The following is a 25,395-nucleotide window of genomic DNA, read 5'->3' as shown; positions in this document are numbered from 1 at the left end:
CGGGCAACGCGTCCGCAGTGCCGGGTTACTTCCAGATGCGGACGTAGTCGACCTGCGTGGTCGCCGGAAGCGGGGTGCTCGCAGTCGGCGCGTTGCTGCCGATCCCCAACGCCTGGGTGAGCGCGATGAAGAACGGCTGGTCGAACGGCGCGGCCCCGCTGAGGCCGGTGGCGGCGTAGTTGTCGACGATGCAGTTCTGGCCGTTGATCGCGATCACGAGGCGGCCGGGCTGCCAGGTGAGCGTGTAGGTGTTGAACGCCGCCTGGTTGATCCGGCAGTTCATTCCGGGCTGCGCGTAGGGCGCGGGCAGCGCCGTGTACACGTTCGTGTTCGTCGCCCAGTTCACGCTCGACTGCAGCACGTCATAGTGCAGGTAGGGGATCGCCCAGCCGGGGTACTGGCTGTAGAACTCGCCGAAGTCGATCTCGCCGGACGAGGGCCACGCACCGTACTTGAACTGGTCCGTCGGCCACAGCCAGAGCGTCTCCTGCAGGCCCGGCACCGTGGCGCTCGGCAGCTGGGCGCGGACCTCGAACCGCCCGTACGCCTGGGCGAACTTGCCGAAGCCGTTGACCGTGCCGCTCGTGTACTGGGTCTGGTAGGCGCCGCGCGGGCTGGCGCAGCTGAACGGGGCGGCCTCCTTGCGCACGGTCAGGCGCAGCGTGCCGCCGGACACCGCGATGTTGCGTGGCGAGTCGGTGAAGCACTCGGCGCCGGAGTGGAAACCGCTCGCTTTGGTGGTCTGGACGGTCCACTTGCCGGTGTCCAGGGCGGTCCCGCTGAACTCGTCGTCGAAGCTGCAGATCCACAGGCTGCCGTCGGCCTTGCGCGGGGCCGACCCGCCGCAGGCGGGGGTGCCCGAGCCGGTGGCGGCCTTGATCGGTGCGGAGCGCTTGCCCGCCTTCGCGCCGGTTCCGGCGATCGGGGCGAAGGCCCGTCCCGCGGGTCGGGCCGGCTGTGCCGCACGCGGCGAGGTGGCCTGACGGTGACCACCCGCCGGCTCGACCGAACTGCCCGCGGCGGTCGAGCCGGCGGTGGCGCCGGCGGTGGGCCGGCTGCTCGCCTGAGGCGTTCCTGATCCGGGCCCGCCCGCGCCCGGCGCGGCCACGGCGGTGCCGGTCGGAGTCGGGCGGGACGGGGCCGCGGCCGACAGCGAGCCGGCGGCGGATGGGGACCAGGTTGCGCGCGGCGAGCCCGCGACTCCCGGCGTGCCGGGAGTTGCGGAGTCCAGGTGGGCGGACGGGGCCGGGGTGGCGGCGGTGGCCAGCACCACGGCCGCGGACACGAGCAACGCGCCGCCCGCGATACGAATACGGGCCGGCGACAGCAGCGCGTGGGGGCTCATACGGGTCGTCCTCACATCTCAGGACGACGCTCCGGGTCAACCGGGTGCCGTCCAGCTCGGGCCCCGCCGTGTTTCCCCTCGAGGTGAAACTAACAGAAACTTTATGAGGCCGCAAACCGGATGTCGATCAACCCAGCTCCTGCAGCCGGTCGCGGCACTGGGTAGCGACCTCGTCCACCTCACGCAGGGTGCGGCGCAGGTCGGCCTGGCGGGCGCGCAGATCGGTCGCGATCTCGTCCAGCCGGGCAAGCAGTGCCTGCAGCTGGCGCCGTTCGGAGGACGCCGCGCCGTCGTACATGTCCACGATCTCGCGGCACTCGCGCAACGTCATGCCGAAGCGACGGCCGCGCAGGATGAGGCGGAGCCGGGCGCGGTCGCGCTGCGAGTAGACCCGGTTCGTCCCGGCGCGGCTCGGCGTGATCAGCCCCTCGGCCTCGTAGAAGCGCAGCGTGCGGGTGGTCACGCCCAGGTCGTCGGCGAGCTCGCCGACCGTCCAGGTGCGGGACCGTTCCGCCGAGCCGGTCATCGCGCTATCCTTGCCTTACGTTGACGTTAACGTCAAGGGTACCTCAGGAGCAGTGATGACGTTCGAACTGTCCAGCGAGCACGAGTCCTTCCGTGCAGTGGTCCGCGACTTTGCCGAGCGCGAGGTTGCCCCGTACGTGGCCGGCTGGGACCGCGACCATCACCTGCCGCTGGAGGTGGTGCGGGCGATGGGCGACCTCGGCCTGTTCGGCCTGGTCGTGCCCGAGCAGTACGGCGGAAGTGGAGGCGGCGGTGGGGGGGACTTCACCTCGCTGTGCGTGGCGATCGAGGAGCTGGGCCGCGTCGACCAGTCGATCGGTATCACGCTGGAGGCCGGTGTCGGGCTCGGCATCAACCCGATCCTGACGTACGGCACCGAGGAGCAGAAGCAGGCCTGGCTGCCCGAGCTGGTCGCCGGGCGGGCGCTGGCCGCATTCGGGCTGACCGAGCCGGAGGCGGGCTCGGACGCGGGAGCCACCCGCACGCGCGCCGAGTTGGACGGTGGGCAGTGGACGATCAACGGCAGCAAGGCATTCATCACCAACTCCGGCACCGACATCACCTCGGTCGTGACGGTCACCGCGCGCACCGGACCGCAGGAGATCTCGGCGATCATGGTGCCCAGCGGCACGCCCGGTTTCATCGTCGAACCCGCCTACGACAAGCTCGGCTGGCACATCTCGGACACGCACGGGCTCACCTTCGAGGACTGCCGCGTGCCGGAGGGCAACCTGCTCGGTACACGTGGCAAGGGTTTCGCCCAGTTCCTGGCGGTGCTCGACGACGGCCGCATCGCCATCTCGGCGCTCGCGGTCGGGCTGGCGCAGGCGTGCCTGGAGCACTCGGTGCGCTACGCGAAACAGCGGCACACGTTCGGCGTCCCGATCGGAGCACGTCAGGCGGTGGCGTTCTCGCTGTCCGACCTCGCCGTCTCCGTCGAGGCGGCTCGCTTGCTGACCTACAAGGCGGCCGCGCTCAAGGACGCCGGCCGCTCGACGGCCGAGATCAAGCAGGCCGCGGCGATCGCCAAGCTGTACTCGTCCGAAGCCGCGGTCACCGCCACCCGGGTAGCCACCCAGGTCTTCGGCGGCAACGGCTTCATGGAGGAGTTCCCGGTGGCGCGGTTCTATCGTGACGCCAAGATCCTCGAGATCGGGGAAGGGACGTCCGAGGTGCAGCGCATGCTCATCGCCCGCGGCCTCGGGTTGCCGGTCGCATGAGCGACAAGGCGATCCGCGCAGCGCGCGACGCGACGCTCACGGCGCCGGACAAGGCCGCGGCGAAGCTCGCGGCGCAGCACAAGCTGTACGTCCGCGACCGGATCGCGCTGCTGATGGACGAGGGCAGCTTCGTCGAGGACGGCCAGCTCGCGAACGCGTTGCAGGCCGGACTGCCCGCGGACGGCGTGGTCACCGGCCAGGGCCTCGTCGACGGCCGCCCGGTGCTGGTGGTCGCCAACGACCCGACGGTGAAGGCCGGCTCGTGGGGCGCGCGCACCGTCGAGAAGATCATCCGGATCACCGAACGCGCGCTCACCGAGGAGCTGCCGATCTTCTGGTTGATCGACTCCGCGGGCGCACGCATCACCGACCAGGTGGCGCTGTTCCCCGGCCGTCGCGGCGCAGGCCGGATCTTCCACAACCAGGTCGCGCTGTCCGGCAAGGTGCCGCAGATCTGCTGCCTGTTCGGGCCGTCGGCCGCCGGTGGCGCGTACATCCCGTCGTTCTGCGACATCGTGATCATGGTGGAGGGCAACGCCTCGATGTACCTGGGCTCCCCGCGGATGGCCGAGATGGTCGTCGGCGAGAAGGTGACCCTGGAACAGATGGGTGGCGCGCGGATGCACGCGTCCGTCTCCGGCTGCGGGGACAACCTCGCGGTCGACGACGCGGACGCGATCGAGCAGGCGAAGCTGTTCTTCTCCTACCTGCCGTCCTGCTGGCGCGAGCCGGCGCCGGACGTCGCGGCCGAGGCGAGCACGGTCGAGCTGGCCGACGACGTGGTGCCTGCCGAAGAGTCCGTGCCCTTCGACATGCACGAGATCATCGAGGGGCTGATCGACGCCGACTCCTTCTTCGAGGTCAAGCCGCTGTTCGCGGCCGAACTGATCACCGGGCTGGGCCGGATCGACGGCCGGCCGGTGGGCATCGTGGCGAACAACTCGGCGGTGCGTGGCGGCGTGCTGTTCGTCGACTCGGCCGACAAGGCTGCCCGTTTCATCTGGCTGTGCGACGCGTTCAACGTGCCGTTGCTGTACCTCGCGGACGTCCCCGGCTTCATGATCGGCAGCGACGTCGAGCGGCAGGGGATCATCCGGCACGGCGCGAAGATGATCACCGCGGTGGCCGAGGCGACAGTGCCGCAGATCTCGGTGATCGTGCGCAAGGCGTACGGTGCCGGCCTCTACGCGATGGCCGGTCCCGGGTTCATGCCGGACGCCTGCATCGCGCTGCCCACCGCGAAGATCGCGGTGATGGGCCCGCAGGCCGCGGTCAACGCGGTGTACGCGAACAAGATCGAGCAGATCGACGACGCCGGCGAACGGGAGAGCTTCGTCGCGCAGAAGCGGGCCGAGTACGAGCAGGACGTCGACCTGCTGCGGCTGGCCGCCGACCTCGTGCTGGACGTGATCATCGAGCCGAGCGAGTTGCGCGCCGAACTCGTGCGGCGCTACGCCGTGCTCGTCGGCAAGTCCCGCTCGATCGCCCCCAAGCGCCACGGCGTCCCACCCACATGAGCGCGGTCGTGCGGGTCCGCGGCAACGCCACTGCAGAGGACGTGGTGGCGGTATTGGCGGCGCTGAGCACCCGCCCGGAAGAGCCACTAGGCCCCGACGCGGGATACCAGGCGTGGCGCCGGGTGCGGATCGAGGCCCTGCGGCGGACGGAACCTGGCAGTCGGATAACAACGCGCTAACGATCCGGCCGCGGTGACCGATACTCAGTGCGATGCCCCTCAGAGAGCCGCCCGCATGATCGAAGTTCGAAGCCTGACCAAGCGATTCCGCGGCTGCCCGGCGGTTGAGGACCTCAGCTTCGATGTCCGGCCAGGCGCCGTCACCGGCTTCCTCGGCCCCAACGGGAGCGGCAAGACCACCACCGCCCGGATGATCCTGGGCCTGACCGATCCGGACGCGGGCACCGCGACCATCGCCGGCCGCCGCTACCGTGACCTGGCCCACCCGCTGCGCGAGATCGGCGCATTGATCAATCCCGGCGCCGTCGATCCGGCCCGCTCGGCGCTGGATCACCTGCGCTGGCTGGCCGCCGCGAACCGCATCCCGGTCGGTCGGGCCGAACTCGTGCTCGGGCAGGTCGGGCTGGACGCGGTCGGCGGCCGCCGGGTCGGTGCGTTCTCGCTGGGCATGCGGCAGCGGCTCGGCATCGCGGCCGCGCTGATCGGCGATCCGCCGGTGTTGTTGCTGGACGAGCCGATCAACGGGCTGGACCCCGAAGGCATCCACTGGATCCGCACCTTCATGCGCTCGCTGGCGGACGAGGGACGCACGGTCTTCGTGTCCAGCCACCTGATGAGCGAGATGGCACTGACCGCGCACGAGCTCGTGGTGATCGGACGCGGCCGGCTGATCGCCGCCGAGAGCATGGCCAGCTTCACTGCCCGCGTCGACAGCTCGGTGCGGGTGCGGACCCCGCAACTGGACGTGCTCGCCGCCGCGCTCGAGCAGGAGGGCGCGACGCTGTGGCGCTCCGGCGACGCGCTGGACGTGGTCGGCATGCCGATCGAGCAGGTCGGTTCGGTGGCCGCCCGGGTCGGCGCCGTGCTGTACGAGCTGTCGCCGCAGCAGGCGTCGCTGGAGGACGCGTTCATGCATCTGACCGCGCAGAGTTGCGAGTACACGGCGGCGGTGGAAGCAGCATGAGCTCGCTGTCGATGGAGTGGCACAAGCTGCTACCGCTGCAGCGCACCTCGCGCACCGTCGCGGTCGCGATCGGGCTCGCGGTCGTGGTCAGTGCCGTCGTCGCGGCCGCCATGGCCGGCAGTGCCGCGCACATGAGCGCGGTGGAACGCGGCCGGTTCGACTCGATCGGGACGTCGCTGCAGGGCATCAACGCCGCCGTGCTCGCCGTGGGCGTGTTCGGCGTGCTGTGCATCACCCGCGAGTACGCGACCGGCATGATCACCACGACCTTCCTCGCCCAGCCGGCCCGGCTACGGGTGCTGGCCGCCAAGCTCGGCACCCACTCCGCGGTCGCGTGCATCGCCGCCGCCGGCGCCTGCGCGGCGGCGTACGCGGTCGGGCAGGCGCTGCTCGGCACCGCCGGGCTGTCCGTCGGCTGGGGCGCTCACAACCTGGCGCGTGCACTCGGCGCCGGCGCGCTGTACCTGGTCCTCATCTGTGTCTGGGGCGTCGCGATCGGCGCGCTGACCCGCTCGTCCGCATCCGCGATCACCTGGCTGGCGTCGCTGCTCGTGGTCGCCCCGGTGATCGTGCAGATCCTTCCGGAAAGCGTCGTCCACCTCGTCGGCCGGTGGCTTCCGTCGCAGGTCGGCATGCAGGCGATCGCCGGCCACAGCGACCCGCACTCCTTCGCGCCGTGGACCGGGCTGGCTGTGCTGACCGGCTACGTCGCTGCCACCCTGGTGGCCGGGGCCTGGCGCATGGTGCGCGTCGACCCCTGACCGGCAGGCGCGGACACCGCCGCGATGCGAGGATTGCCCGGTGAGCCGGATGCCGTTCGTCGTGCGGACGGTGTTGGGGCTGGCCGTGGTCGGCGTGGGCGCCAACGTCGTCGGTGCCGTGATCGTCTCGCTGCTCGTGCTCGCTCTGAACGCGAACACCACGCATCACCAGGCGGTCGTCCTGATCACCTCGGCCCTGATCATCCTGGTGGCCTCGGTCCTGGCCGGTATGGGCGCCGCGGTGCTGCTGCAGCACCGCACGCTGCACTGGGTGCTGCGCGGACAGGATCCCGACGCCGACAGCGCCCGGCGGGCCGTGCGCATCCCGCTCGACATGGCGGCGGTCGCCGCGGTCATCTGGCTGATCGACACGGCGGTGGTGGCGATCATCGCGATCACGGTCGGCCTCGACGGCGGCACGGCGTTCGACATAGCCGCCGGTGTCCTGCTGTCCGGGCTGTGCTCGGCAGGGGTCACCTACCTGCTGGTTGCGCGGGTGGCCCAGCCGGTGATCCGCCGTGCACTACAAGCACATCCGCCCGGCCACAGCCCGCTCGTGTCGGTCCGCGCCCGGCTGATGCTGATCTGGCTGCTGACATCCGGCGTTCCCGTGCTCGGAATCCTGATGATCCTGCTCGCACCGTCCGATCGCACCCACGTGCGCGGGGCGAGCATCGTCACCGCGTGCGTGGCGCTGCTCGTCGGCGCGGCCTCGACCGCGCTCGCGGCCCGTTCCATCGGCACGCCGCTGCGGGGCCTCGTCGGCACGCTCGCCGAGGTGGGTCGCGGCGAACTGCCGCAGGTGCACGTCGAGGATCCCGGCGAGATCGGCCTGCTGCAGAAGGGCGTCAACGACATGGTGGCCGGGCTGCGCGAACGTGAGCGCATCCAGGACCTGTTCGGCCGGCACGTCGGGCCGGCCGTGGCCGAAGAGGCGTTGCGCAGCGGGGTCACGCTGTCCGGCGAGGAGCGTGACGTGGTCGCCCTGTTCGTCGACATCACCGGTTCGACCACGCTGACCAGGACGAGGGAGCCGGGCGAGTTCGTCGCGATGCTGAACCGGTTCTTCCAGATCGTGGTCGAGGCGGTCGAGCGCAACGGCGGCCTGGTCAACAAGTTCGAGGGCGACGCGGCGCTGTGCGTGTTCGGCGCGCCGGTCGAGTTGGTGGATCCGGCGGGTGGCGCACTGCGGTCGGCGCGGGAGATCCGGGACCGGGTGCGCGCCCTCGGCGAGGTCGAGGTCGGCATCGGGGTGGCCGCGGGTCGGGTCGTAGCCGGGCAGATCGGCGCGCACAGCCGGCTCGAGTACACGGTTGTCGGCGATGCGGTGAACGAGGCCGCGCGGCTGACCGACCTGGCCAAGAGCGTCCCGGGCGGCGTGCTCGCGTCCGCCGCGGTGCTCGCGCGCTGCGCCGACACCGAGCGGACGCACTGGAGCGAGGGCGGTGAGGTGCTGCTGCGCGGGCGCGCGGTCGCCACCGGTATCTGGACCGGCTGATCACCCGGACATTCCATGCCGCTCGCGGCATTCACAGAACGGTTGTCCGATTCGTCCCTGGCCCGAGTTCTCGGGCGGTGCTAGCTTGCGCACAGTCCCAGCCTGCGTGGGGCGCGCTGGGATCGGCCTGGAGGGGGCGGGATTCATGCGTGTACACAGCCGTGCTGCAGTTCTCACGACCGCGTTGGCGACGGCCGTTGCAGGCTTGGCGATGGCCGGGCCGGCCGCGGCCCACCCGTACCAAGCACCGCACACCGTCTACGTGGCGGCCTCGGTCGCAGGTCAGCACGACCACTGGTGCAGGCACGCCGGGTTCACCGACATCCAGGCCGCGATCGGAGCGGTAGCGGACGGCGGCACGGTCGTGGTCTGCCGCGGCACCTACCACGGCATGTTCACGATCACGCACCGGATGACCCTCGCCGGCCGGCCGGGTGCGGTCATCGACGCGACCGGAATGCCTTACGGCGTAGGCACATCGGCGTCGTGGGTGACGATCCGCGGGCTGACCGTGCAGAACGCCAGCCCACTGGATCCGAGCAGCAACGCGCCCGCCGACGGGATCCTCACTGCAGGGCTGACCGATCACGGGCCGGTCACCGCGAACCACGTCCGGATCATCGGCAACACGGTCAAGGGCAACCTCGGCTCGGGCATCGACCTGAACAGCACGTCGTACTCGATGGCGGTGGGCAATCGCGCAGTGGGTAACGGGGTCGGCATCAACGTGTCCGACGACCTCGGTCAACCGGCGGCGCACAACCTGGTGTCGGGCAACGTCACCAACGAGAACTTCGGCGGTTGCGGCATCGCGCTGGCCGACCACACCGGTGCGGGTGTGATCGGGAACGTCGTCACGTTCAACCGTTCCGACGACAACGGGCTCTCGACGCCTACCGCGCCCGACGCCTCTGCCGGTAGCGGCGTGATCATGGCGAGCCCGATCCCGAACGGCATCGTGCGCAACAACACCATCGCCTGGAACGAGTTCCACGGCAACGGGCACGGGGGCGTGGTCGTGCACTCGCACGTGCCTGCCCTGCCGGACGGGACGGCGAGTGACTTCCGCGGCAACTCCGTCATCGGCAACGTCATCGGCACGAACAACCTGCGCCAGGACCAGTCCGACCCGGAGACGACCGGCATCTACCTGGGCAGCGCCACACCGCTCACGATCAAGGTCGCGTACAACTTGATCCACGACGACCACTACGGCATCTTCACCGCCGGCGACGTGACGGTGACCGGCGGCCACAACAGGTTCGTGCGGGTGGCGCAGCACCACGGCAGCGTCCCGAGCTACTGACAAGCTCCATCCGAGGGGGACCGGTGCCACGGCGGTCGCAGTCCGCCGTGGCACCGCGGCGTCAGCCGCCAGGTAGCCCAGCGGCGTCAGCCGCCAGGTAGCCCAGCGGCGTCAGCCGCCAGGTAGCCCAGCGGCGTCAGCCGCCAGGTAGCCCAGCGGCGTCAGCCGCCAGGTAGCCCAGCGGCGTCAGCCGCCAGGTAGCCCAGCGACGTCAGGGCGCAGGGTACCCGAGATCGGTGAGCTGATAAGCCAGTTCGGCGAGCATGCCGCGCAGCGCCGGAAGGGACAGTCCGACCACGTTGTGGTGATCGCCTTCGATCGCCTCGACGAACCATCCGCCCAGCCCGTCGATCGTGAACGCGCCCGCCACGTGCAGCGGCTCGTCGGAGGCGCAGTATGCGGCGATCTCGGCGTCGCTGACGTCGGCGAAGCGCACCGTGGTGGCCACGGTCGCGACGGCGCGGCGGTGCCGGCCGGCGTCGATCAGGCAGTGCCCGGTGTGCAGTACGCCGCGCCCGCCACGCATCCGGCGCCAGCGTGCCTCGGCCTCGGCCCGGTCCTCGGGCTTGCCAAGCGCGAGCCCGTCGAACTCGAGCAGTGAGTCGCAGCCCAGCACGAGGGCGGGTTCGGCGGCGAGCGTGTCCGCCACCGCCTCGGCCTTGGCGTCGGCCAGCGCCTGGACCAGTTCGCGCGCGCTGCCGGCCGTGATCGCGTCCTCGTCGACCCCGCTGACGATCACCTCGGGGGCGAGCCCGGCGGAGCGGAGCGTCTGCAGCCGGGCGGGGGAGGCCGAGGCGAGGACGAGCCTCACAGATCCAGCGACTTGGAGACGACGCTCTTCATGATCTCCGTGGAGCCGCCGTAGATGCGGGTGACCCGCGCGTCGGCGAACCGGCGCGAGACCGGGTACTCGCTCATGTACCCGTAACCGCCGTGCAGTTGCAGGCACTTGTCGAGCACGCGGCCCTGCAGTTCGGTGCACCACCACTTCGACTTCGACGCGTCCGCCGTCGAGAGTTCACCGGCGTTGAGGCGGGTGACGCACAGGTCCACCCAGGCCTGCGCGATGTCGATCTCGGTGACCAGTTCGGCCAGCACGAACTTGGTGTTCTGGAACGAGCCGATGCTGGTACCGAACGCCTTGCGGTCCTTGACGTAGCGCAGCGTTTCGTTGAACGCGGCGCGGGCTTCGGCCACTGCCGCGACCGCGATCGACATCCGTTCCTGGGGCAGCTTCTGGGTGAGCTGCGCGAACCCCGCGCCCTCCTCGCCGAGCAGGTTCGCCACCGGCACGCGGGCGTCGCTGAAGGACAGTTCGGCGGTGTCCTGGCTGTGCAGGCCGAGCTTGTCCAGGTTGCGTCCGCGTTCGAAGCCGTCGGTGCCGCGCTCGACGATCAGCAGCGACAGACCCTTGTGCCGGTCCTCCCCGGTGCGCACGACGGTGATCACCAGATCGGCGTTGATGCCGTTGGTGATGAACGTCTTGGCCCCGTTGACGACGTAGTGGTCGCCGTCGCGCCGGGCGCTGGTGCGGATGCCGGACAGGTCCGAACCGGCGCCGGGCTCGGTCATCGCGACCGCGGTGATCAGTTCACCCGCGGCGATGCCCGGCAGCCAGCGCTGCTTCTGCTCGTCGTTGCAGAACGTGAGGAAGTAGGGCAGGCAGGTGTCGTTGTGCAGGCTCAGGCCGAGCCCGGAGCCGGTGATCCCGGCGTCGGCGATCTGCTCGTTCATCGCCTGGTTGAAGCGGAAGTCGCTCGTGCCCCCGCCGCCGTACTCCTCGGGCACCTGCATGCCCAGGAAGCCGCTGCGGCCGGCCTCGGCGAAGACCTCGCGCGGAGTGATACCGGCCCGCTCCCAGTCCAGGTAGTGCGGCACGAGCTGCTTGTCGGCGAAGGCGCGGAACGCCTCGGCGAAGGCGAGGTGCTCGGCGTCGAAGTGCTTGCGGTCCATGGCCACTCCCGGGGCGGTGTGCGTGCGTCGTTTGTATCAAGTGCGCGCGAGCGCCGGGACGCCGGCGACGGAGGCTGCAGGCGCCGCACGTCGCAAAGAATGCTCACATAGGGAAGCCGGAGCGAGGATCGGGGGTTCCCGCGCTCCGGCTTCTCTAGGACATCATCTCGAAGTTCGCGAATTTGGCAAGTCCTGGCACTGCGGCTCGCCGCCGGATCGGGCGCTAACCTGCCTGTCATGGCAGTCACGGATGTGGTCGGCGTGATCGGCGGGTCGGGGTTCTACCGGCTGCTGGACGGTGCCCGAACCCGGGAGCTGGACACGCCGTACGGGGCACCGAGCGCGCCGGTGGCGCTCGGCACGCTCGCCGGGCGCGAGGTCGCCTTCCTGCCGCGGCACGGTGCCGATCACCGCTATGCCCCGCACGAGGTGCCGTACCGCGCCAATCTGTGGGCGCTTCGCGCCGCGGGAGCACGCCAGGTGGTGTCGCTGTCGGCGGTCGGCTCGCTCGACCCGGCGCTTCCGACCGGGACGCTGGTGGTGCCCGACCAGCTCGTCGACCGGACGGCCCGGCGGCCGAGCACCTACTTCGCCGACGGGGCCGGGGTCGGGCACATCTCGTTCGCCGACCCGTACTGCCCGCGCGGCCGCGCCGCGGCCGTCGCGACCGATGTGCCGGTCACCGACGGCGGCACCCTGGTCGTGATCGGCGGCCCGCGCTTCTCCACCCGGGCCGAGTCCCAGGCGTACGCGCGCAACGGCTGGTCCATCATCGGCATGACCGGGATGCCCGAAGCGGTGCTGGCCCGTGAGCTGGCGCTGTGTTACACGAACCTGTCCCTGGTCACCGACCTGGACGCAGGGGTGCACGTCGGCGCCGGCGTGACCCACGCCGAGGTGCTCGCGGCCTTCGCGGCGAACCTGCCGCGGATGCGCGAAATGTTGATTGCGACGGTGCAGGCGCTACCGGCCGCGCAGGGGGACTGCAGCTGTGCGGACGTCTCTGCGCACCCGGCCGGGTTCGTGCTGCCTTAGCGGACGGGGCGGTCAGCGGACCGCGGGTACTGCCGGGGCCGCCGCAGGGGAGTTGCCGAGACAGCCGGCACCGTCCGAACGCAGGATCGCCCGCTGGGTGGGCCGGGCGGCCAGGTAGCGCGCGGCCCCCTCGTCGGTGAGCGTGACCACCACCGACCGCCGGTCGTCGGCGCACATGCTGCGCTCCAGCAGCCCGTCACGCTCGAGCCGGGCGACCAGGCGCGACAGCGCGCTCTGCGTCAGGTGGACCCGATCGCCGAGTTCGTGCATGCGCAGTTTGGGAACCGGAGTGGTGTCGTGCAGCTGTTCGAGCACCTCGAAGTCACTCGCCGTGAGGTCGTGCGCCGCCTGCAGTTCGCGGTCCAGCGTGCAGGTCAGCCGCTGGTAGCGGCCCATCAGCTCGTGCCACTGCGCGGCGAGGGCGTCGTCGCTGGTCGTGGCCATGCCCGCATGCTAGCACATGCGGCTGCACAATATGCTTGCGAAGAAAATGCTTGCACATTAGATGCAGATGCATGAAGCTAGTCGGCATGACTCTCACCCAGACCCGCCCCAGGGCAGGTCGCTCGCTTCCTCGCGTCATCGAGCCGAATACCCGGTGGAACGCCGCCGTGTGGGCTCTGCTGGCTGTCCTGTCCGGAGCGCTGTTCCTCGATGCGCTCGACGTGTCGATGGTCGGCGTCGCCCTTCCGTCCGTCGGTTCCGATCTCGGGCTCTCGCCCGGCCCCCTGCAATGGCTGGTCAGCGGCTACGTGCTCGGCTACGGCGGTCTGCTCCTCCTGGGCGGCCGGGTCAGCGACCTGCTCGGCCGACGCGCCGTGTTCCTGACCGCGGTCGCGGTGTTCGGGCTGGCCTCGATGGCTACCGCCGCGATGAGCAACGACACGGCGCTGATCGCGCTGCGCTTCGTCAAGGGCGCCGCCGCCGCGTTCACCGTGCCGGCGGGGCTGTCCATCATCACGACCACCTTCGCCGAGGGGCCGGCCCGCAACCGCGCGCTGAGCATCTACACGGTCAGCGGGGCGAGCGGCTTCTCCTCCGGCCTTATCTTCGGCGGCCTGCTCACCGAACTCGGCTGGCGCGCCACCTTCCTCATGCCCGGTCCGGTCGCGCTCGCCCTGCTGATCGCCGGCATCCGGCTGATCCCGAGCGGCACGCGCGAGCGGGTGAGTTGGAGCCACTTCGACCTGATCGGTGCCTTCACCAGCACCGCGTCCCTGCTGCTGCTCGTGTACTCCGTGGTGCAGGCTCCGCAACACGGCTGGGGATCGCTGCGCACCATCGGGCTGCTCGCCGTGAGCGTCGCGCTCGGCACGCTGTTCGTGGCCGCCGAACGCCGGCACGAGCGGCCGCTGCTGCGCCTCGGCATCCTGCGGTCGGCCTCGCTGGTGCACGCGAACGTCTCCGGTGCCGCGCTGTTCGGCGGCTACGCGGCCTTCCAGTTCGTGGTGACGCTGTACCTGCAGAACTCACTCGGCTGGTCGCCGATCGCGATGGCGCTGGGCTTCCTGCCGGCCGGATTGATCGTGGCTGCGAGCGCGACCCGGATGGGACTCGTGCTGGAGCGGGTGCACACGTCGGTGCTGATCCTGCTCGGGCTCACCTCGATGCTCGCCGGCTACGTGCTGTTCCTGCGCGTGCACCCGGGGATGTCGTACGCCGACTTCCTGCTGCCGACGATGGTCCTGCTCGGCATCGGGTTCGCGCTGTCGTTCCCGTCGATCAACGCCCAGGCCACGTCCGGTGTCGCCGACCACGAGCAGGGGCTGGCGTCCGGCTTGGTGAACACGAGCATCCAGGTCGGCGGCGCGATCGTGCTGGCCGTCATCTCCGCCGTGCTCGGTTCGAGTTCGGACGGTGCCGTGGTGCCCGGCCGGCTGCTGCCCGGGATGAGCGCGGCGATCGGCGTCGTGGTCGGGGTGTCCGCGGTGGGCGTGCTGCTGACGGTGCTGCGGCTGGTCAGCGTGCGGAGGAACGCCAGGCGCCCGGTCCTGGTGTGAGCGGCCGCTGGTGCGCCCAGCTGGGGTCGCTCCAGCGCCCGCGTGCGGGCGGTGGTGCCTCGGCATCGCCGCCCGCTGCCGCTGCGGTCACCAGCGCGGCGAGTGCAGCGAGCTCCTCGGCGGTGGGTTCGCCGCGGACGATGCGCAGATCAGCACTCACAGCGGGATGTTCCCGTGCTTCTTGGGTGGCAGCGACTCGCGCTTGTTTCGCAACATGCGCAGTGCCTTCACCACGTAGGCGCGGGTCTGTGACGGCGCGATGACCGCGTCGACGTAGCCGCGCTCGGCGGCGACGTACGGGTTGACCAGGGTGTCCTCGTACTCCTGGACGAGCTCCGCGCGCACCGCCTCGGGGTCGTCGGCCTTGGCGATCGCCTTACGGTGCAGGATGTTCGCCGCGCCCTGGGCGCCCATCACCGCGATCTGCGCGGTGGGCCAGGCGACGTTGACGTCGGCGCCCAGGTGCTTGGAGCCCATCACGTCATACGCGCCGCCGAAGGCCTTGCGGGTGATCACGGTGACCTTCGGAACGGTGGCCTCGGAGTAGGCGAAGATCAGCTTGGCGCCGCGCCGGATGATGCCCTGGTGCTCCTGCCCGACGCCGGGCAGGAAGCCGGGGACGTCCACCAGCGTCAGCACCGGGATGTTGAACGCGTCGCAGGTGCGCACGAATCGCGCGGCCTTCTCCGAGGCGTCGATGTCCAGGCAGCCGGCGAAGTGCATCGGCTGGTTGGCGACCACGCCGATCGGGTGCCCCTCTATCCGGCCGAACCCGACGATCACGTTCTGCGCGAACAGCGGGTGCACCTCGAGGAACTCGCCGTCGTCCAGCAGGTGCTCGACGATCTCGCGCATCTCGTACGGCTGGTTCGCCGAGTCCGGGATGAACGAGTCGAGGAACGCGTCCGAGGCCTCCACCTCCGTCGACGCCTCGGTGTCGTACACGGGCAGCGGGTCGAGGTTGTTCGACGGCAGGTAGGACAGCAGCGCCTTGACGTAGTTGATCGCGTCGTCCTCGTCGCTGGCGAGGTAGTGCGAGTTGCCACTGGTGGTGTTGTGAGTGCGGGCGCCACCCAACTCTTCGAGCGTCACCTCCTCGCCGGTGACCGTCTTGACCACATCCGGGCCGGTGATGAACATCTGCGAGGTCTTGTCGACCATCACGACGAAGTCGGTGAGCGCGGGGGAGTAGACGTGCCCGCCGGCGGCAGCACCCATGATCAGCGAGATCTGCGGGACGACGCCGGAGGCGCGGACGGTGCGGTGGAAGATCTCGCCGTAGAGACCGAGCGAGACGACACCCTCCTGGATCCGCGCGCCGCCGCCCTCGTTGATGCCGACGACCGGGCGGCCGGTCTTCATCGCGAAGTCCAGGACCTTGACGATCTTCTCGCCGTAGACCTGGCCGAGCGCGCCGCCGAACACGGTGACGTCCTGGCTGAACACGCAGACCGGCCGGCCGTCGACGGTGCCGTACCCGGTCACCACGCCGTCGCCGAACGGGCGGTTCTTCTCCATGCCGAACGTCGTGGAGCGGTGCCGGGCGAACTGGTCCAGCTCGATGAACGAGCCCGGGTCGAGCAGCGCCTCGACGCGCTCGCGGGCCGTCTTCTTGCCCTTCGCGTGCTGCTTCTCGACGGCCCGCGCGGAACCGGCGTGTACCGCCTCGTCGTACCGGTGCTCGAGGTCGGCCAGCTTGCCGGCCGTGCTGTGCGGGTCGAGCTCGTTCGGATGGGGCTCTGCTGCCATAACCGCTGAGCCTAATTGCCACAATCGCAACCCCGTATCCGGTAGTGACCGATCTCGCGGCCGCTCCGGCGCTACCGTGAACGCATGGCGCGAACCCCACTCGACGCCGACGAGCTGCGTGCGGCGCTCGGCGGCCGATGGGCCCGCGTGCAGGTGGTGGAGCAGACCGGCTCGACGAATGCCGACCTGCTCGCCGACACCGGCGCCCCGGACCGGAGCGTCCTGGTCGCCGAGGCGCAGCAGGCCGGCCGCGGCAGGCTGGACCGCGGCTGGACCTCGCCGCCCGGTGCCGGGCTGACGTTCTCGGTGCTGGTTCGCCCGGCCGCCCCCATCGCCACCTGGGGCTGGCTGCCGCTGCTGACCGGGGTGACCCTGCGCGAGGCGGTCAGCGAGGCCGCCGGCGTGGAGGTGTCCGTGAAGTGGCCGAACGACCTGCTCGCGGCGGCGGACGGCCGCAAGCTCGCCGGCATCCTGGCGCAGACCAGCGGCGAGGCCGTCGTCATCGGCATCGGGCTCAACGTCTCGACGAGCGACGAAGAGCTCCCGGTGGAGACCGCCACCTCGCTTGCGCTGTGCGGGGCGGGCGAGGTCGATCGCACGCGGCTGCTCGTCGCGATCCTGAATCGCCTGGACGCGCGCCTGGCGCAGTGGGACGACGTCGGCGGCGACGCGGAGGCGTGCGGCCTGGCGGCGGCCTATCGCGAGGCCTGCTCCACCTTGAGGCTGCGCGTGGCCGTCACGGCGCTCGACGGCCGGCGGATCGAGGGCGTCGCGCGGGACGTCGACAGTGCCGGCCGGCTGCTGGTGACGACGCTCGACGGCGGCGAGAGCGTGATCGGAGCCGGGGACGTCGAGCACCTGCGGCCGATCGCCTGAAGCCAAATCCGGCGCCGAACCGCTAGCGTTACGTCAGCCGTTCCCGGGAGGTTGTCGTGGCGTACCCAGACAAATTGCTGCAGAGCGACGAGAAGGTCGTCGAGCACCTGCACCCGCACTGGATCACGCTCGTTCCGGCGACGCTGTGGTTCATCCTGATCTGCGCCGCGGCCGGGCTCGGGATCGGGTTCGCGCCGGACGGTTCGGCGCACTCGATCCTGATCATCGCGATCATCGTGGTGGGGTTCATCCTGCTGTGTTGGCTCTCGTTCAAGCCGTGGATCGAATGGCGCACCACGCACTACGTGTTCACCACGCACCGGATCCTGATCCGCCGCGGCGTGCTGCGGCACGCCGGCCGGGACATCTCGCTGCAGCGGATCAGCGACGTCGCGTTCACCCAGTCGCTGTGGGACCGCATCGTCAAGGCGGGCACGGTCACCATCGAGTCGGCCGGCGAGCACGGCCAGGAGACGCTGACCGACGTGCCGCGTTCGGAGCAGCAGCAGCAGTTGCTGAACCGCCTGATCGAGGAGGACGCGTCACGGCGGCAGCGCGCCGCGCAGGGGTATCAGGGCTATCAGGGCTACCCGCAGGGTCAGCCGCCGCAGCAGCCCGGTCAGCCCGGCTACCCGACCCAGCAGTACTCGCAGCCCTACCCGCCGCAGCCCTACCCGCCGCAGGACTGAACTGCGCCCCTCAGCCGGCGAGCGCCGCCGGCGTGATGGTGGCGCGGAAGGTGCTACTTCTCCGAGGTGTTCTGCAGGCCGAAGTCGGACAGGCTCGGGTCGGCGTTCCACTTCTGCGAGGTCGAGCCGTCGCAGGTGGTCACGACCACCTTCGGATACTGCCCGTCGTGCAGGTCGTTGCTCGCCCCTAGGCCCAGACAGTTGCCGTTGTAGTCCTTGATCGTGTACTTCAGGTCGTACGAGAGATCGGCGCCGGTCGCGTCCTGGACCTGGTTGACCGTCCAGACCAGGTTGGACGGGTCGGTCGCAGGCTTGCCGGTGCAGCCGCTGGTGGTCACCGTGACGTAGCCGCCGAGCGTGAACGGGCTCTTCAGGCAGTACTTCTTGTTGTCGCTGCCGGCGGTGATCAGCTCGGTCACGGTGGGCTTGGTTCCGAGTGCCGGGGTCGGCGTGAAGATCTGGTTCCAGGTGACGCTGGTGGGGTTGGGGTTCTGCTTGCAGGTGTACAGGATCAGGTAGGCCGCACCGGTGTTCTGGCCGGTGACGTCCAGGCAGTTGCCGAACTTCAGGAAGTTCACCAGTTGCTTGTACTTCGCCCCGGCCATGCCGGCGCCGGCGCGCGGGTCGGGCACCCAGGTCTGGGTGGTGGACGTCGTGCCGCCGGTGCAACCCTGCAGGGTGAGCGCCTGGCCGGCCGACTGCGCGGCGACGTTGATGCAGTACCCGTCCAGCCCGCTCTTGTCGGACTTGGCGCCCTCCAGGTGCGCGTTGTCGTCAACGCTCCACTCCTGGTCATAGGTGGCCGAGCCAAGTGGCGCGCAGGTGTCGAGGTACAGCGGGTACCCGTTGCTGTGCGGGGTCTTGGCGTCCAGGCACAGACCGACATTGCCGCCGGCTGCGCTGGAGACGAGCTGGATGCTCAGGTCGGTGCGGTAGGCGAACACCTGCTGCGCGGCGGGCGGGTTCGCCGTGCTGCACACCTGCAGCCGGATCTGACTGCCGGCCACCGGGTTGCTGCCGGCGTCCATGCAGTACTGCATGCCACTGCTGTCCGGGAAGATCCGGATGACGCCGCCGGACACGTTCGTGTCGTCGGTCTTGAACACGTAGGTGGTGACCAGGGTTCGTCCCGCGCTGCCGCCGTTGCCGATCGCGCCCGCGACGCCGGAGGAGGTGATCAGCGCGAACTTCGGCGTCCGGGTGTTGGTCACCGGGTCGTACGGCCCGTAGTTCGGCGCGCAGATCATCTTCGTCGCGCCCGGGTTGGCGATCGGGTCGATCTTGTAGTACGCGACGGTCGTGGTGTAGCTGCCCGGGTTGGTGCCGGTAACCGTGCCCGCGATCGGGCCGCACGGCAGCAGCCCCGGATCGCCGTAGGTGCCGCCGCCGCTGGTGCTGCGGATCTGCCCGACGACCATGTCGATGCCGGCCTGGGCCGCGTCCAGCGAGCGGATGCGAGTGGAGTCGAACGTCGTGCTGCGGGTCTGCGAGATGATCACCGGCAGCAGCAGTCCACCGAGCGCGACGCCGACGATGATGACCAGGAACACCATCGCCATCGAGCCCCGGTCCTCGCCGCCGCGTGCCAGGCGGGCGCGGAGTCTGCGCGTGATCATGGCCGCCCCTGCTGCCCGCAGACCGAGCCGGTCTGGCTGAGGTTGCTGTTGAGTGCGGTGAAGGTCATCGCGCTCGTCGTGGTGCTGGGCTGCGTCGATCCGGTCGTGGCGCTGACGCTCACGGTCAGCTGCTGATAGAGCGCGGCAGGATCTGCCGGCTGGGTGAAGGAACCGGTGGCGATGCTGCTGGCCATCGGCAGCCACGCCGAGGCGGTCGAGGCGTTGCCGCTGGAGTTCACCGTCCAGCTGCGCTGTTGCAGCTGCTGCGTGGGACCGTCGAAGCGCAGCTGGGTGCAGCTCTCGCTGCCGGTGTTGGTGAAACGCAGTTCGACGTACTTGTCGCCGGACGTCCCGGTGCCTGGCGTGCTGACCGCGGAGGAGTAGCGCACCAGCTTGTCCAGCTTGAGGAAGGCCTGGTTGACCTGGCTCGCGGTGCCGGTCACCGACTGCACCTTGTTCGCGGTGCGCGTCATCATGAAGATCGCGGTGGTGAACATGGACATGAAGATCGCCAGGATCGTCATGCCCACGACCATCTCCATCATGGTCGTGCCGCGCTCGTCCTCCGCCAGCCGGCGGCGCAGCCCGGTCATGTGATCGTCCAGGTGAAGCTGGTCGTCACCGAGTAGCCGGTGCCGTCACCGACTTTCACGGTGATGGTCTTGGACGTCGTTGACGTCGGTGCGGTGACGGAGATCGTCGATCCGCTCAAGGACATCCAGGCCGGCGGGCTGACCAGGGCGTACGACTTGGTGCCCGAGCCGCCGAGGACATAACCGGACAGGCTGAGCGAGCCGCTCCTGGTCGTCCTGCTCGTGCTGTGCTGGGTGCTCTGGTCCGGAATGGTCGTCCATTTCAGGTCGTCGACGTACCACTTGATCGAGATGCTGGCGCTGACCCCGAGCGAGTCGGTGGCCTTCACGATCACCGTGCCGGCAGCGCCCCGGGTGGCGGGGGCGGTGCCGGTGAACTTCCCGGTAGCGTCCATCGACAGCCAGGTGGGCAGTCCGGACGCGGTGAGGGTCAGCCCACCGGTTCCGCCGGCTGTCGACAGGGTCAGGCCGACCGTGCCGTTCGGCGCCACCTCCTGGTCACCGGGGTCGGTGATCGACGGCGCGGGGTTGACCGTCCAGCTGAACGGCGGGGAGGTCACGCTCACGCCGTCCGCGTCCTTCACGGTGAGGGTGACGCTGGAGTAGCTGCCGGCAGCGCCGGTGATCGTGCCGCCGATCGCGGAGGCGGTCGCGGTCAAACCGGCGGGCGCGTTGTTCAACGTGTAGGTGCACGGGGTGTTGTCGCATGTGGTGGTCACGGGCACGGTGACGGTGCCGGTCTGCGTCGAGGTCTGGTCGGCGATCGCCTTGACGGTCGGCTTGGCGGCCACCGTCCAGGCGAAGGTCAGCTGCTGGGTGAAGCCCGCCTTGGTGTCCGTGACGGTGGCGGTGACCGACGTGGTGCCCACCGTGGTCGCGGCACCGGTGATCAGCCCGCCGCTCGTCAGGCTCAGTCCGGCGGGCAGCCCGGTGGCCGTCCAGGTGTACTGGCCGGATCCGCCGCTGGCTAGCAGTTGCACGGCGGGACTTGGCGCAGCGCCCACGGTGCTGACCTGTGGACCCGGGTTGGTGACGCCGAGCGGGCGGTAGTTGACCGTCCACTGGAACGAGCAGGTCTTGGTGCGGGTGCCGCTCGAGTCGGCGACCTTGACGGTGACGGGGTAGGTGCCCACGGTCGTCGGCTTGCCGGTGATCGCGCCGGCCGAGGAGATGCTCAGGCCGGGCGGCAGGCTCGTGCCCGGGTCGCTCCACGTGTACCCGGTGCCGGTGCCTCCGGTGGCGGTGGCCGAGACGGTGCCGACCGACTCGTTGTAGAAGGCCGACTGGTTCGCCGGGCAGGTGGCCACCAGCGGCGGAAGCACCTTGATGACGAGCGTGCCGGTGTCCGAACGCAGGAACGCGTCGGTGATCTTGACGGTCATCGTGAACGTCTTGTTCGCCGTGCTCAGATCCGGCGAGCCGGAGAGCTGGCCGAGCGTGCTCATGGTCACGCCGGTGGGTAGTGCACCGGACGTGATCGCCCAGAAGAACTGAGGGACGCCGCCGCTCGCGACCGTGAGCTGGGCGGAGGGATCTGCCAGGACGTCGTCGCCCACGGCGTAGCTGAGCGTGGTGCTGCTGGCAAGGACCGGAGCTGCCGGCAGCGGCTGGTTCAGCTTGAACACCGGGTCACTCATCGGGCTCAGCAAGGTGGCGGTGACGTAGCTGCAGCTGGCCAGGTTGCAGTGCGCACCGGTCCAGGACACCGCGATGACCGCGCGCACGAACTCTGCCGCGCCGGCCGGTGCCTGTGCCTTGGGGACGCAGTTGCTGTTCGTGACGTCGGTGTTCAGGTAGCACGAGCCGAGGTACTGGTTGACGGCGTAGCTGATCGTGTTGGGCTTCACTGTGGTCGGGCTGGTGGGCACCTTTGCAGTCGCGCCACTGCCGGCAGCGGCTGCCGTGTCGTAGGCCTGGTCCATGGTCGCGAGCCACGGTGCGACCAGCGTGGTGGCGGCGCCGAACTGCGCGCTGACGCTCGACTGGTCACGTCCGGATATCAGGCTGGACGGGTGCAGGCCGCGCAGCGTTTCCAGCGTGGAGTCGGCCACCTGGATGGCGCCCTGCTTGGCGCGCTGCTGGTTGGCCGACGCCATCGTGCCCAGGAACATCACACCGAGGGCGCTCATGATGATGGTGATGATGCTGATGGCCACGATCGACTCGAGCAGCACGAAGCCGTCCTCGTCCGACGCGCGGCGGCGTCGGGCGAGGAGGCTGCGGAGCGAGAGCCGGGCGGCCATCACAGTCCTATCGGGTCAGGTTGCCGGCGAGCAGCTTGTCCAGCTGGGCGCGCTGCTGGGCGGTCTGCGGCTGCGAGAACACGGAGAGCTGGATCGTCCAGGTGGATGCGCCGTCGACCGATCCGGAACCCGCGTCCGAACTGGGCGTCAGCTGGACCGACGTGACCAGGGCACGGCGCGGGCCGTCGACCTGCACGGCGTGCAGGAAGGCGACCTGCTGCGCCAGGGTTCCGTTCGTGCTCAGCGTGATCGCAGTCGCGCTCAGCCCGCCGCTCGTGACGTTCGCCGGTGCGCCCGCGGGCGCCCCGACCGCGGTCGTCGCGCCGACGGTGATGCTGGTCAGCGTCACGTGCGTCGCGCTCGCCTGCGCGCTGACCTGCCGGGTGAGGTCCGGCAGGCCGCTGTCCGCAGGCAGGGCGGCGAGGGCGGACCGCAGCGAGGACACCAGTTCGTCCTTGTGCTCGCTCTTGTTCTTCAGCGCGTTCAGCTTGGCCTGCGCGCTGATGTTGAGCATCTCGGTGTTGGCCGTCTCACTGCGCAGCGAGTCGGCCGAGGACAGCTCCGGGCTGATCGCGAAGAACCAGCCGGCTATCGCGACCAGGAACGCGGCGATCAGTCCGCCGCCGATCCAGACTCGACGGTCCTGCAAGGGGGTCATCACTTGCCTCCGGCCTTGGACGCGTCATACCGGTGGCTGTAGAGCGCATCGGTCAGATCGAATGTCAGGCTGAACTGGGTCGCTCCGTGCTCGCCGGCCGCGTTGCTGCCCGGGACCAGGTTCACGATTCCGGGAATCGCGCCGAGCTTGTCGAGGAAGGTGGACAGGTCGCTCAGCGTCCGCCCGGTGCCGGACAGCGTCGCCTTGCCGATGACCGTGCTGCCGCCGACCACCTGCGGCACGCCGGCGGCCGCGTTGGCGGCGTTGAAGGTGATGCCGAACTGGGTGATCGCCATCGTCCCGGGCAACGCGCCGCGCACCGCGGTGACGAACTTGGTGACGTCGACGTCGGTCTTCATCAGGCTGCTGATCTGCCCCTGCACGCTGGACACCGCGCCCTCGATCTGGGTGACGCCGGAGTAGCGGTTCTGCTGCGCAGTCAACTGGCTGTTGTGCGCCGTGGCGTTGTCGCGCGCGCTCGAAGCGTCCGAGTGCTGGTTCCACGCGTACGCATAGCCCGCGATGCACAGCACGATGACGAACCCGAGGCCGCCGGCGATGAGCTTGCGCAACGTCCGCAGGCGGCGCATCGCGACCAGTTCGGGCGGGGTGAGATCGGCGGCGATTCCCCAGCCGGGCATGGCGTTCCAGACCCGGGGCGCGCTGCTGCTGCTGAGTACTGCGGTCATCTGGGGTCCCCTCCAATCGGCGAGCGGGGCGAGTGTCTCGGGGTGATCACGCTGCTGCTCCCATCGCCAGGCCGACCGCGACTGCGGTTGCGGCCGCCTCGCCGATGTCCTCGCGCACGTGCTTGGACGCGAGCCGGTTGCGGATGTGCTGGGACGGGCTGACGACGCGGGTGGGGATGCTCATCTCGGACTCGATGAGCTGGGCGAGTCCGAACAGTTGGGCGCCGCCGCCGGCCAGTGAGATGCGCTCGATGGGGCCGACGTCGTTGGTGGAGCGGAAGTACCCGGCCGACGTCCGGATCTCGGCGAGCAGCGGACGGATCGCCGCGTTCAGCACGCGGGCGACATCGGCATTCGGGCCGCTCAACCCGTTCTGCCGCTTGGCCGCCTCTGCATCCTGCGGGCTGAGGCTGAGGCTCTCGATCAGCTTGTCGTTGAGCTCGTTCGAACCGCGGCTGAGGGTACGGACCAGTCGGGGCACGCCCAGGTGGTGGATGACGATCGTGCTCAGGTGTGCACCGAGATCGACCACGGCCTCGGTGGACAGGTGCTCGTCGGCGATCGCGCGCAGCGCCGCGAACGACGACAGGTCGACGCGCGCGACACGCAGGCCGGCAGCCTCGGCCGCGTGGACCGCCGCCAGGACAGGCTGTCGGGGGCTGACCAGCAGCAGGCCGGCGATCGTCTCGGCACCCGGCTCGGGCTCGGCGAGCGGCGCGAAGTCCAGGATCACCTGGTCCATCGGCAGGGCGATCACGTCCCGCGCGAGGAACGGCAGCGCTTTTGCCTGCTTCTCGGCGCTCACGTTGGGCATCTGCATGTCGCGGACCAGCACCTGCTGGCTGGCGACGCCGAGGATCACGTTGCGGCACTCGAACTTGTTCTCCTGCCAGATCCGCTTGAGCGCTGCGGTGAGCGCGTCCTTGTCGGCGACGACACCGTTGACGACGGTGCCCTGCGGCAGGTCGGCGTGGCCGAGACCGTGGACCGTGACCGAGGGCCGGCCGTCCAGGGTGCCCGGCGCGAGCACTGCGGCGCGGACCGCGGTGGCGCCGATGTCGATGCCGATGGCGTGGCCGTCGGAGTTGATGACCCCGACCTTGTTGAGGCCGACCTGGCGGTGCTTCATGGTGTCTCCATCTGGTCAGGCTCGCTGGACGAGTCCGGTGTAGAAGTCGGCGATGGGTGCGCTGGCGAACAGGGCGAGCAGCGCTCCGGCCACGAGGAACGGGCCGAACGGCAAAGCCGTGGTGCGCCGCGCACGGCGCGTGATCAGCATGCAGATGCCGACGCACGCGCCCATCGCGAACGCGGCGAAGGCGCCGACGATCACGGCCGGGTAGGACAGGAAGCCCAGTGCAGCGCCGACGACGCCGGCGAGCTTGACGTCGCCGAAGCCCATGCCGGTCGGGTAGACGAGGGCGAGCGCGAGGAAGAAGGTGAACAGTGCTGCGGCGCCGATCAAGGCGCGCAGCAGGGGCGTCGGTCCGTCGTGCAGCAGCGACGCGAGCGTGAGCAACGCGGCGAGCATGACGTAGGACGGGAAGACGATCGCGTTCGGCAGCCGCATGGTGTCCAGGTCGATCGCGGTCAACGCGACGCCGACTGCGGTGAAGAACAGGTAGGCCGGCAGCGCCGCGAGCAAGCCGAGGTGTGCGACCTGAACGGTGACCGCTACGAACAGGACCGCGGTGGCCGCCTCGACGATGGGGTAGCGCGCGCTGATCGGGGCGTCGCAGTCGGCGCAGCGGCCGCGCAGCAGCAGCCAGCCGAAGACGGGCACGTTGTGCCTGGTGCGAACGGCGTGATCGCACTGCGGGCAGTGCGACCCGGGGCTGACCAGCGACTCATGGCGCGGCACCCGGTGGATGACGACGTTGAGGAAGGAGCCGACAGCAAGGCCGAGCAGCGCCACAGCGGCAATCAGGATCGGCATGTCAACTCCTTCTGTTCAGTCGTTCCGACGTCGTTACTGCGAC

At 70.0% G+C, this 25,395-nt stretch carries 24 protein-coding genes; 10 read left to right on the top strand and 14 right to left on the bottom strand.

The features are described 5' to 3' along the window. Window positions 1-25 precede the first annotated feature (25 nt). Together M6B22_RS07940 and M6B22_RS07935 are read right to left on the bottom strand one after the other, a co-directional pair. On the bottom strand, window positions 26-1,345 hold the full coding sequence (locus M6B22_RS07940) for a glycoside hydrolase family 16 protein (protein WP_269445230.1): 1,320 nt from the start codon (window positions 1,343-1,345) through the stop codon (window positions 26-28). A gap of 127 nt (window positions 1,346-1,472) precedes the next feature. Next, the gene (locus M6B22_RS07935) at window positions 1,473-1,871 is read right to left on the bottom strand and encodes a MerR family transcriptional regulator (RefSeq protein WP_269445229.1); all 399 of its coding nucleotides are present in this window, start codon (window positions 1,869-1,871) and stop codon (window positions 1,473-1,475) included. Window positions 1,872-1,926: 55 nt separating this feature from the next. On the opposite strand from M6B22_RS07935, the gene M6B22_RS07930 reads away from it, so the two are divergent. From M6B22_RS07930 to M6B22_RS07905, 6 genes are all read left to right on the top strand, one after another. Beyond that, on the top strand, window positions 1,927-3,090 hold the full coding sequence (locus M6B22_RS07930) for an acyl-CoA dehydrogenase family protein (protein WP_269445228.1): 1,164 nt from the start codon (window positions 1,927-1,929) through the stop codon (window positions 3,088-3,090). Beyond that, the gene (locus M6B22_RS07925) at window positions 3,087-4,607 is read left to right on the top strand and encodes an acyl-CoA carboxylase subunit beta (protein ID WP_269445227.1); all 1,521 of its coding nucleotides are present in this window, start codon (window positions 3,087-3,089) and stop codon (window positions 4,605-4,607) included. Before M6B22_RS07930 ends, M6B22_RS07925 begins: the two co-directional genes overlap by 4 nt. Window positions 4,608-4,841: 234 nt before the next feature. Beyond that, window positions 4,842-5,750, top strand: coding sequence for an ATP-binding cassette domain-containing protein (locus M6B22_RS07920; protein WP_269445226.1), 909 nt, complete (start codon window positions 4,842-4,844; stop codon window positions 5,748-5,750). After that, on the top strand, window positions 5,747-6,511 hold the full coding sequence (locus tag M6B22_RS07915; RefSeq protein ID WP_269445225.1) for an ABC transporter permease: 765 nt from the start codon (window positions 5,747-5,749) through the stop codon (window positions 6,509-6,511). Before M6B22_RS07920 ends, M6B22_RS07915 begins: the two co-directional genes overlap by 4 nt. Before the next feature lie 49 nt (window positions 6,512-6,560). Beyond that, window positions 6,561-8,009 (top strand): adenylate/guanylate cyclase domain-containing protein, encoded by a 1,449-nt coding sequence (locus M6B22_RS07910; protein ID WP_269445820.1) that lies wholly within the window; start codon window positions 6,561-6,563, stop codon window positions 8,007-8,009. 211 nt (window positions 8,010-8,220) lie between these two features. Next, window positions 8,221-9,315: a right-handed parallel beta-helix repeat-containing protein gene (locus M6B22_RS07905; RefSeq protein WP_269445224.1), complete on the top strand. Its 1,095-nt coding sequence runs from the start codon at window positions 8,221-8,223 to the stop codon at window positions 9,313-9,315. Window positions 9,316-9,526: 211 nt separating this feature from the next. Here the strand turns inward: M6B22_RS07905 and M6B22_RS07900 are convergent, their stop codons facing one another. Both M6B22_RS07900 and M6B22_RS07895 read right to left on the bottom strand, forming a co-directional pair. Further along, entirely contained in the window at window positions 9,527-10,126 is a 600-nt protein-coding gene (locus M6B22_RS07900) for a Maf family protein (protein ID WP_269445223.1), read from the bottom strand. Beyond that, window positions 10,123-11,268: an acyl-CoA dehydrogenase family protein gene (locus M6B22_RS07895; protein WP_269445222.1), complete on the bottom strand. Its 1,146-nt coding sequence runs from the start codon at window positions 11,266-11,268 to the stop codon at window positions 10,123-10,125. The genes M6B22_RS07900 and M6B22_RS07895 overlap by 4 nt, the downstream gene beginning before the upstream one ends. Before the next feature lie 237 nt (window positions 11,269-11,505). Between M6B22_RS07895 and M6B22_RS07890 the strand changes: the two genes are divergently transcribed. Continuing rightward, entirely contained in the window at window positions 11,506-12,303 is a 798-nt protein-coding gene (locus M6B22_RS07890) for an S-methyl-5'-thioadenosine phosphorylase (protein ID WP_269445221.1), read from the top strand. 12 nt (window positions 12,304-12,315) lie between these two features. On the opposite strand, the gene M6B22_RS07885 is transcribed toward M6B22_RS07890, so the two are convergent. Further along, window positions 12,316-12,747, bottom strand: coding sequence for a MarR family winged helix-turn-helix transcriptional regulator (locus M6B22_RS07885; protein ID WP_269445220.1), 432 nt, complete (start codon window positions 12,745-12,747; stop codon window positions 12,316-12,318). Between the two features lie 86 nt (window positions 12,748-12,833). On the opposite strand from M6B22_RS07885, the gene M6B22_RS07880 reads away from it, so the two are divergent. After that, window positions 12,834-14,303, top strand: a complete 1,470-nt coding sequence (locus M6B22_RS07880; RefSeq protein WP_269445219.1) for an MFS transporter — start codon at window positions 12,834-12,836, stop codon at window positions 14,301-14,303. Here the strand turns inward: M6B22_RS07880 and M6B22_RS21980 are convergent. After that, window positions 14,263-14,394: an acyl-CoA carboxylase epsilon subunit gene (locus M6B22_RS21980; RefSeq protein WP_331459808.1), complete on the bottom strand. Its 132-nt coding sequence runs from the start codon at window positions 14,392-14,394 to the stop codon at window positions 14,263-14,265. The genes M6B22_RS07880 and M6B22_RS21980 overlap by 41 nt on opposite strands. 65 nt (window positions 14,395-14,459) lie before the next feature. Beyond that, window positions 14,460-16,052 carry an acyl-CoA carboxylase subunit beta gene (locus M6B22_RS07875; RefSeq protein ID WP_269445218.1) on the bottom strand — a complete coding sequence of 531 codons (1,593 nt, stop codon included), beginning with the start codon at window positions 16,050-16,052 and terminating at the stop codon, window positions 14,460-14,462. Window positions 16,053-16,136: 84 nt separating this feature from the next. On the opposite strand from M6B22_RS07875, the gene M6B22_RS07870 reads away from it, so the two are divergent. Next, the gene (locus tag M6B22_RS07870; RefSeq protein WP_269445217.1) at window positions 16,137-16,928 is read left to right on the top strand and encodes a biotin--[acetyl-CoA-carboxylase] ligase; all 792 of its coding nucleotides are present in this window, start codon (window positions 16,137-16,139) and stop codon (window positions 16,926-16,928) included. Window positions 16,929-16,984: 56 nt separating this feature from the next. Then, window positions 16,985-17,617 (top strand): PH domain-containing protein, encoded by a 633-nt coding sequence (locus tag M6B22_RS07865; RefSeq protein WP_269445216.1) that lies wholly within the window; start codon window positions 16,985-16,987, stop codon window positions 17,615-17,617. Window positions 17,618-17,670: 53 nt separating this feature from the next. Here the strand turns inward: M6B22_RS07865 and M6B22_RS07860 are convergent, their stop codons facing one another. From M6B22_RS07860 to M6B22_RS07830, 7 genes are read right to left on the bottom strand one after another with little or no spacing between them, the layout of a single operon-like run. Then, on the bottom strand, window positions 17,671-19,233 hold the full coding sequence (locus M6B22_RS07860; protein WP_269445215.1) for an RICIN domain-containing protein: 1,563 nt from the start codon (window positions 19,231-19,233) through the stop codon (window positions 17,671-17,673). Further along, window positions 19,230-19,826 (bottom strand): PulJ/GspJ family protein, encoded by a 597-nt coding sequence (locus M6B22_RS07855; protein WP_269445214.1) that lies wholly within the window; start codon window positions 19,824-19,826, stop codon window positions 19,230-19,232. Before M6B22_RS07855 ends, M6B22_RS07860 begins: the two co-directional genes overlap by 4 nt. Further along, window positions 19,823-22,069, bottom strand: a complete 2,247-nt coding sequence (locus tag M6B22_RS07850; RefSeq protein WP_269445213.1) for a putative Ig domain-containing protein — start codon at window positions 22,067-22,069, stop codon at window positions 19,823-19,825. The genes M6B22_RS07855 and M6B22_RS07850 overlap by 4 nt, the downstream gene beginning before the upstream one ends. A 7-nt stretch (window positions 22,070-22,076) precedes the next feature. After that, window positions 22,077-22,727 (bottom strand): hypothetical protein, encoded by a 651-nt coding sequence (locus tag M6B22_RS07845; protein WP_269445212.1) that lies wholly within the window; start codon window positions 22,725-22,727, stop codon window positions 22,077-22,079. Continuing rightward, a complete protein-coding gene (locus tag M6B22_RS07840) occupies window positions 22,727-23,416 on the bottom strand; it encodes a hypothetical protein (protein WP_269445211.1) in 690 nt (229 codons plus the stop codon). Before M6B22_RS07840 ends, M6B22_RS07845 begins: the two co-directional genes overlap by 1 nt. A 46-nt stretch (window positions 23,417-23,462) precedes the next feature. After that, a complete protein-coding gene (gene pilM / locus M6B22_RS07835; RefSeq protein WP_269445210.1) occupies window positions 23,463-24,545 on the bottom strand; it encodes a type IV pilus assembly protein PilM in 1,083 nt (360 codons plus the stop codon). Window positions 24,546-24,560: 15 nt separating this feature from the next. Further along, window positions 24,561-25,352, bottom strand: a complete 792-nt coding sequence (locus M6B22_RS07830) for a prepilin peptidase (protein ID WP_269445209.1) — start codon at window positions 25,350-25,352, stop codon at window positions 24,561-24,563. Window positions 25,353-25,395 lie beyond the last annotated feature (43 nt).

The organism is Jatrophihabitans cynanchi, from assembly GCF_027247405.1.
Taxonomy (GTDB): Bacteria; Actinomycetota; Actinomycetes; order Mycobacteriales; family Jatrophihabitantaceae; genus Jatrophihabitans_B; species Jatrophihabitans_B cynanchi.
This window is presented reverse-complemented; position numbering and strand designations above follow the sequence as displayed.

What these genes read in the sequence shown, in the direction of transcription:
- M6B22_RS07940 (WP_269445230.1), bottom strand. Translation starts at nt 1,345, where the DNA reads ATGAGCCCCCACGCGCTGCTGTCGCCGGCCCGTATTCGTATCGCGGGC.
- M6B22_RS07935 (WP_269445229.1), bottom strand. Translation starts at nt 1,871, where the DNA reads ATGACCGGCTCGGCGGAACGGTCCCGCACCTGGACGGTCGGCGAGCTC.
- M6B22_RS07930 (WP_269445228.1), top strand. Translation starts at nt 1,927, where the DNA reads ATGACGTTCGAACTGTCCAGCGAGCACGAGTCCTTCCGTGCAGTGGTC.
- M6B22_RS07925 (WP_269445227.1), top strand. Translation starts at nt 3,087, where the DNA reads ATGAGCGACAAGGCGATCCGCGCAGCGCGCGACGCGACGCTCACGGCG.
- M6B22_RS07920 (WP_269445226.1), top strand. Translation starts at nt 4,842, where the DNA reads ATGATCGAAGTTCGAAGCCTGACCAAGCGATTCCGCGGCTGCCCGGCG.
- M6B22_RS07915 (WP_269445225.1), top strand. Translation starts at nt 5,747, where the DNA reads ATGAGCTCGCTGTCGATGGAGTGGCACAAGCTGCTACCGCTGCAGCGC.
- M6B22_RS07910 (WP_269445820.1), top strand. Translation starts at nt 6,561, where the DNA reads ATGCCGTTCGTCGTGCGGACGGTGTTGGGGCTGGCCGTGGTCGGCGTG.
- M6B22_RS07905 (WP_269445224.1), top strand. Translation starts at nt 8,221, where the DNA reads ATGGCCGGGCCGGCCGCGGCCCACCCGTACCAAGCACCGCACACCGTC.
- M6B22_RS07895 (WP_269445222.1), bottom strand. Translation starts at nt 11,268, where the DNA reads ATGGACCGCAAGCACTTCGACGCCGAGCACCTCGCCTTCGCCGAGGCG.
- M6B22_RS07890 (WP_269445221.1), top strand. Translation starts at nt 11,506, where the DNA reads ATGGCAGTCACGGATGTGGTCGGCGTGATCGGCGGGTCGGGGTTCTAC.
- M6B22_RS07885 (WP_269445220.1), bottom strand. Translation starts at nt 12,747, where the DNA reads ATGGCCACGACCAGCGACGACGCCCTCGCCGCGCAGTGGCACGAGCTG.
- M6B22_RS07880 (WP_269445219.1), top strand. Translation starts at nt 12,834, where the DNA reads ATGACTCTCACCCAGACCCGCCCCAGGGCAGGTCGCTCGCTTCCTCGC.
- M6B22_RS07875 (WP_269445218.1), bottom strand. Translation starts at nt 16,052, where the DNA reads ATGGCAGCAGAGCCCCATCCGAACGAGCTCGACCCGCACAGCACGGCC.
- M6B22_RS07870 (WP_269445217.1), top strand. Translation starts at nt 16,137, where the DNA reads ATGGCGCGAACCCCACTCGACGCCGACGAGCTGCGTGCGGCGCTCGGC.
- M6B22_RS07860 (WP_269445215.1), bottom strand. Translation starts at nt 19,233, where the DNA reads ATGATCACGCGCAGACTCCGCGCCCGCCTGGCACGCGGCGGCGAGGAC.
- M6B22_RS07855 (WP_269445214.1), bottom strand. Translation starts at nt 19,826, where the DNA reads ATGACCGGGCTGCGCCGCCGGCTGGCGGAGGACGAGCGCGGCACGACC.
- M6B22_RS07850 (WP_269445213.1), bottom strand. Translation starts at nt 22,069, where the DNA reads ATGGCCGCCCGGCTCTCGCTCCGCAGCCTCCTCGCCCGACGCCGCCGC.
- M6B22_RS07845 (WP_269445212.1), bottom strand. Translation starts at nt 22,727, where the DNA reads ATGACCCCCTTGCAGGACCGTCGAGTCTGGATCGGCGGCGGACTGATC.
- M6B22_RS07840 (WP_269445211.1), bottom strand. Translation starts at nt 23,416, where the DNA reads ATGACCGCAGTACTCAGCAGCAGCAGCGCGCCCCGGGTCTGGAACGCC.
- pilM (WP_269445210.1), bottom strand. Translation starts at nt 24,545, where the DNA reads ATGAAGCACCGCCAGGTCGGCCTCAACAAGGTCGGGGTCATCAACTCC.
- M6B22_RS07830 (WP_269445209.1), bottom strand. Translation starts at nt 25,352, where the DNA reads ATGCCGATCCTGATTGCCGCTGTGGCGCTGCTCGGCCTTGCTGTCGGC.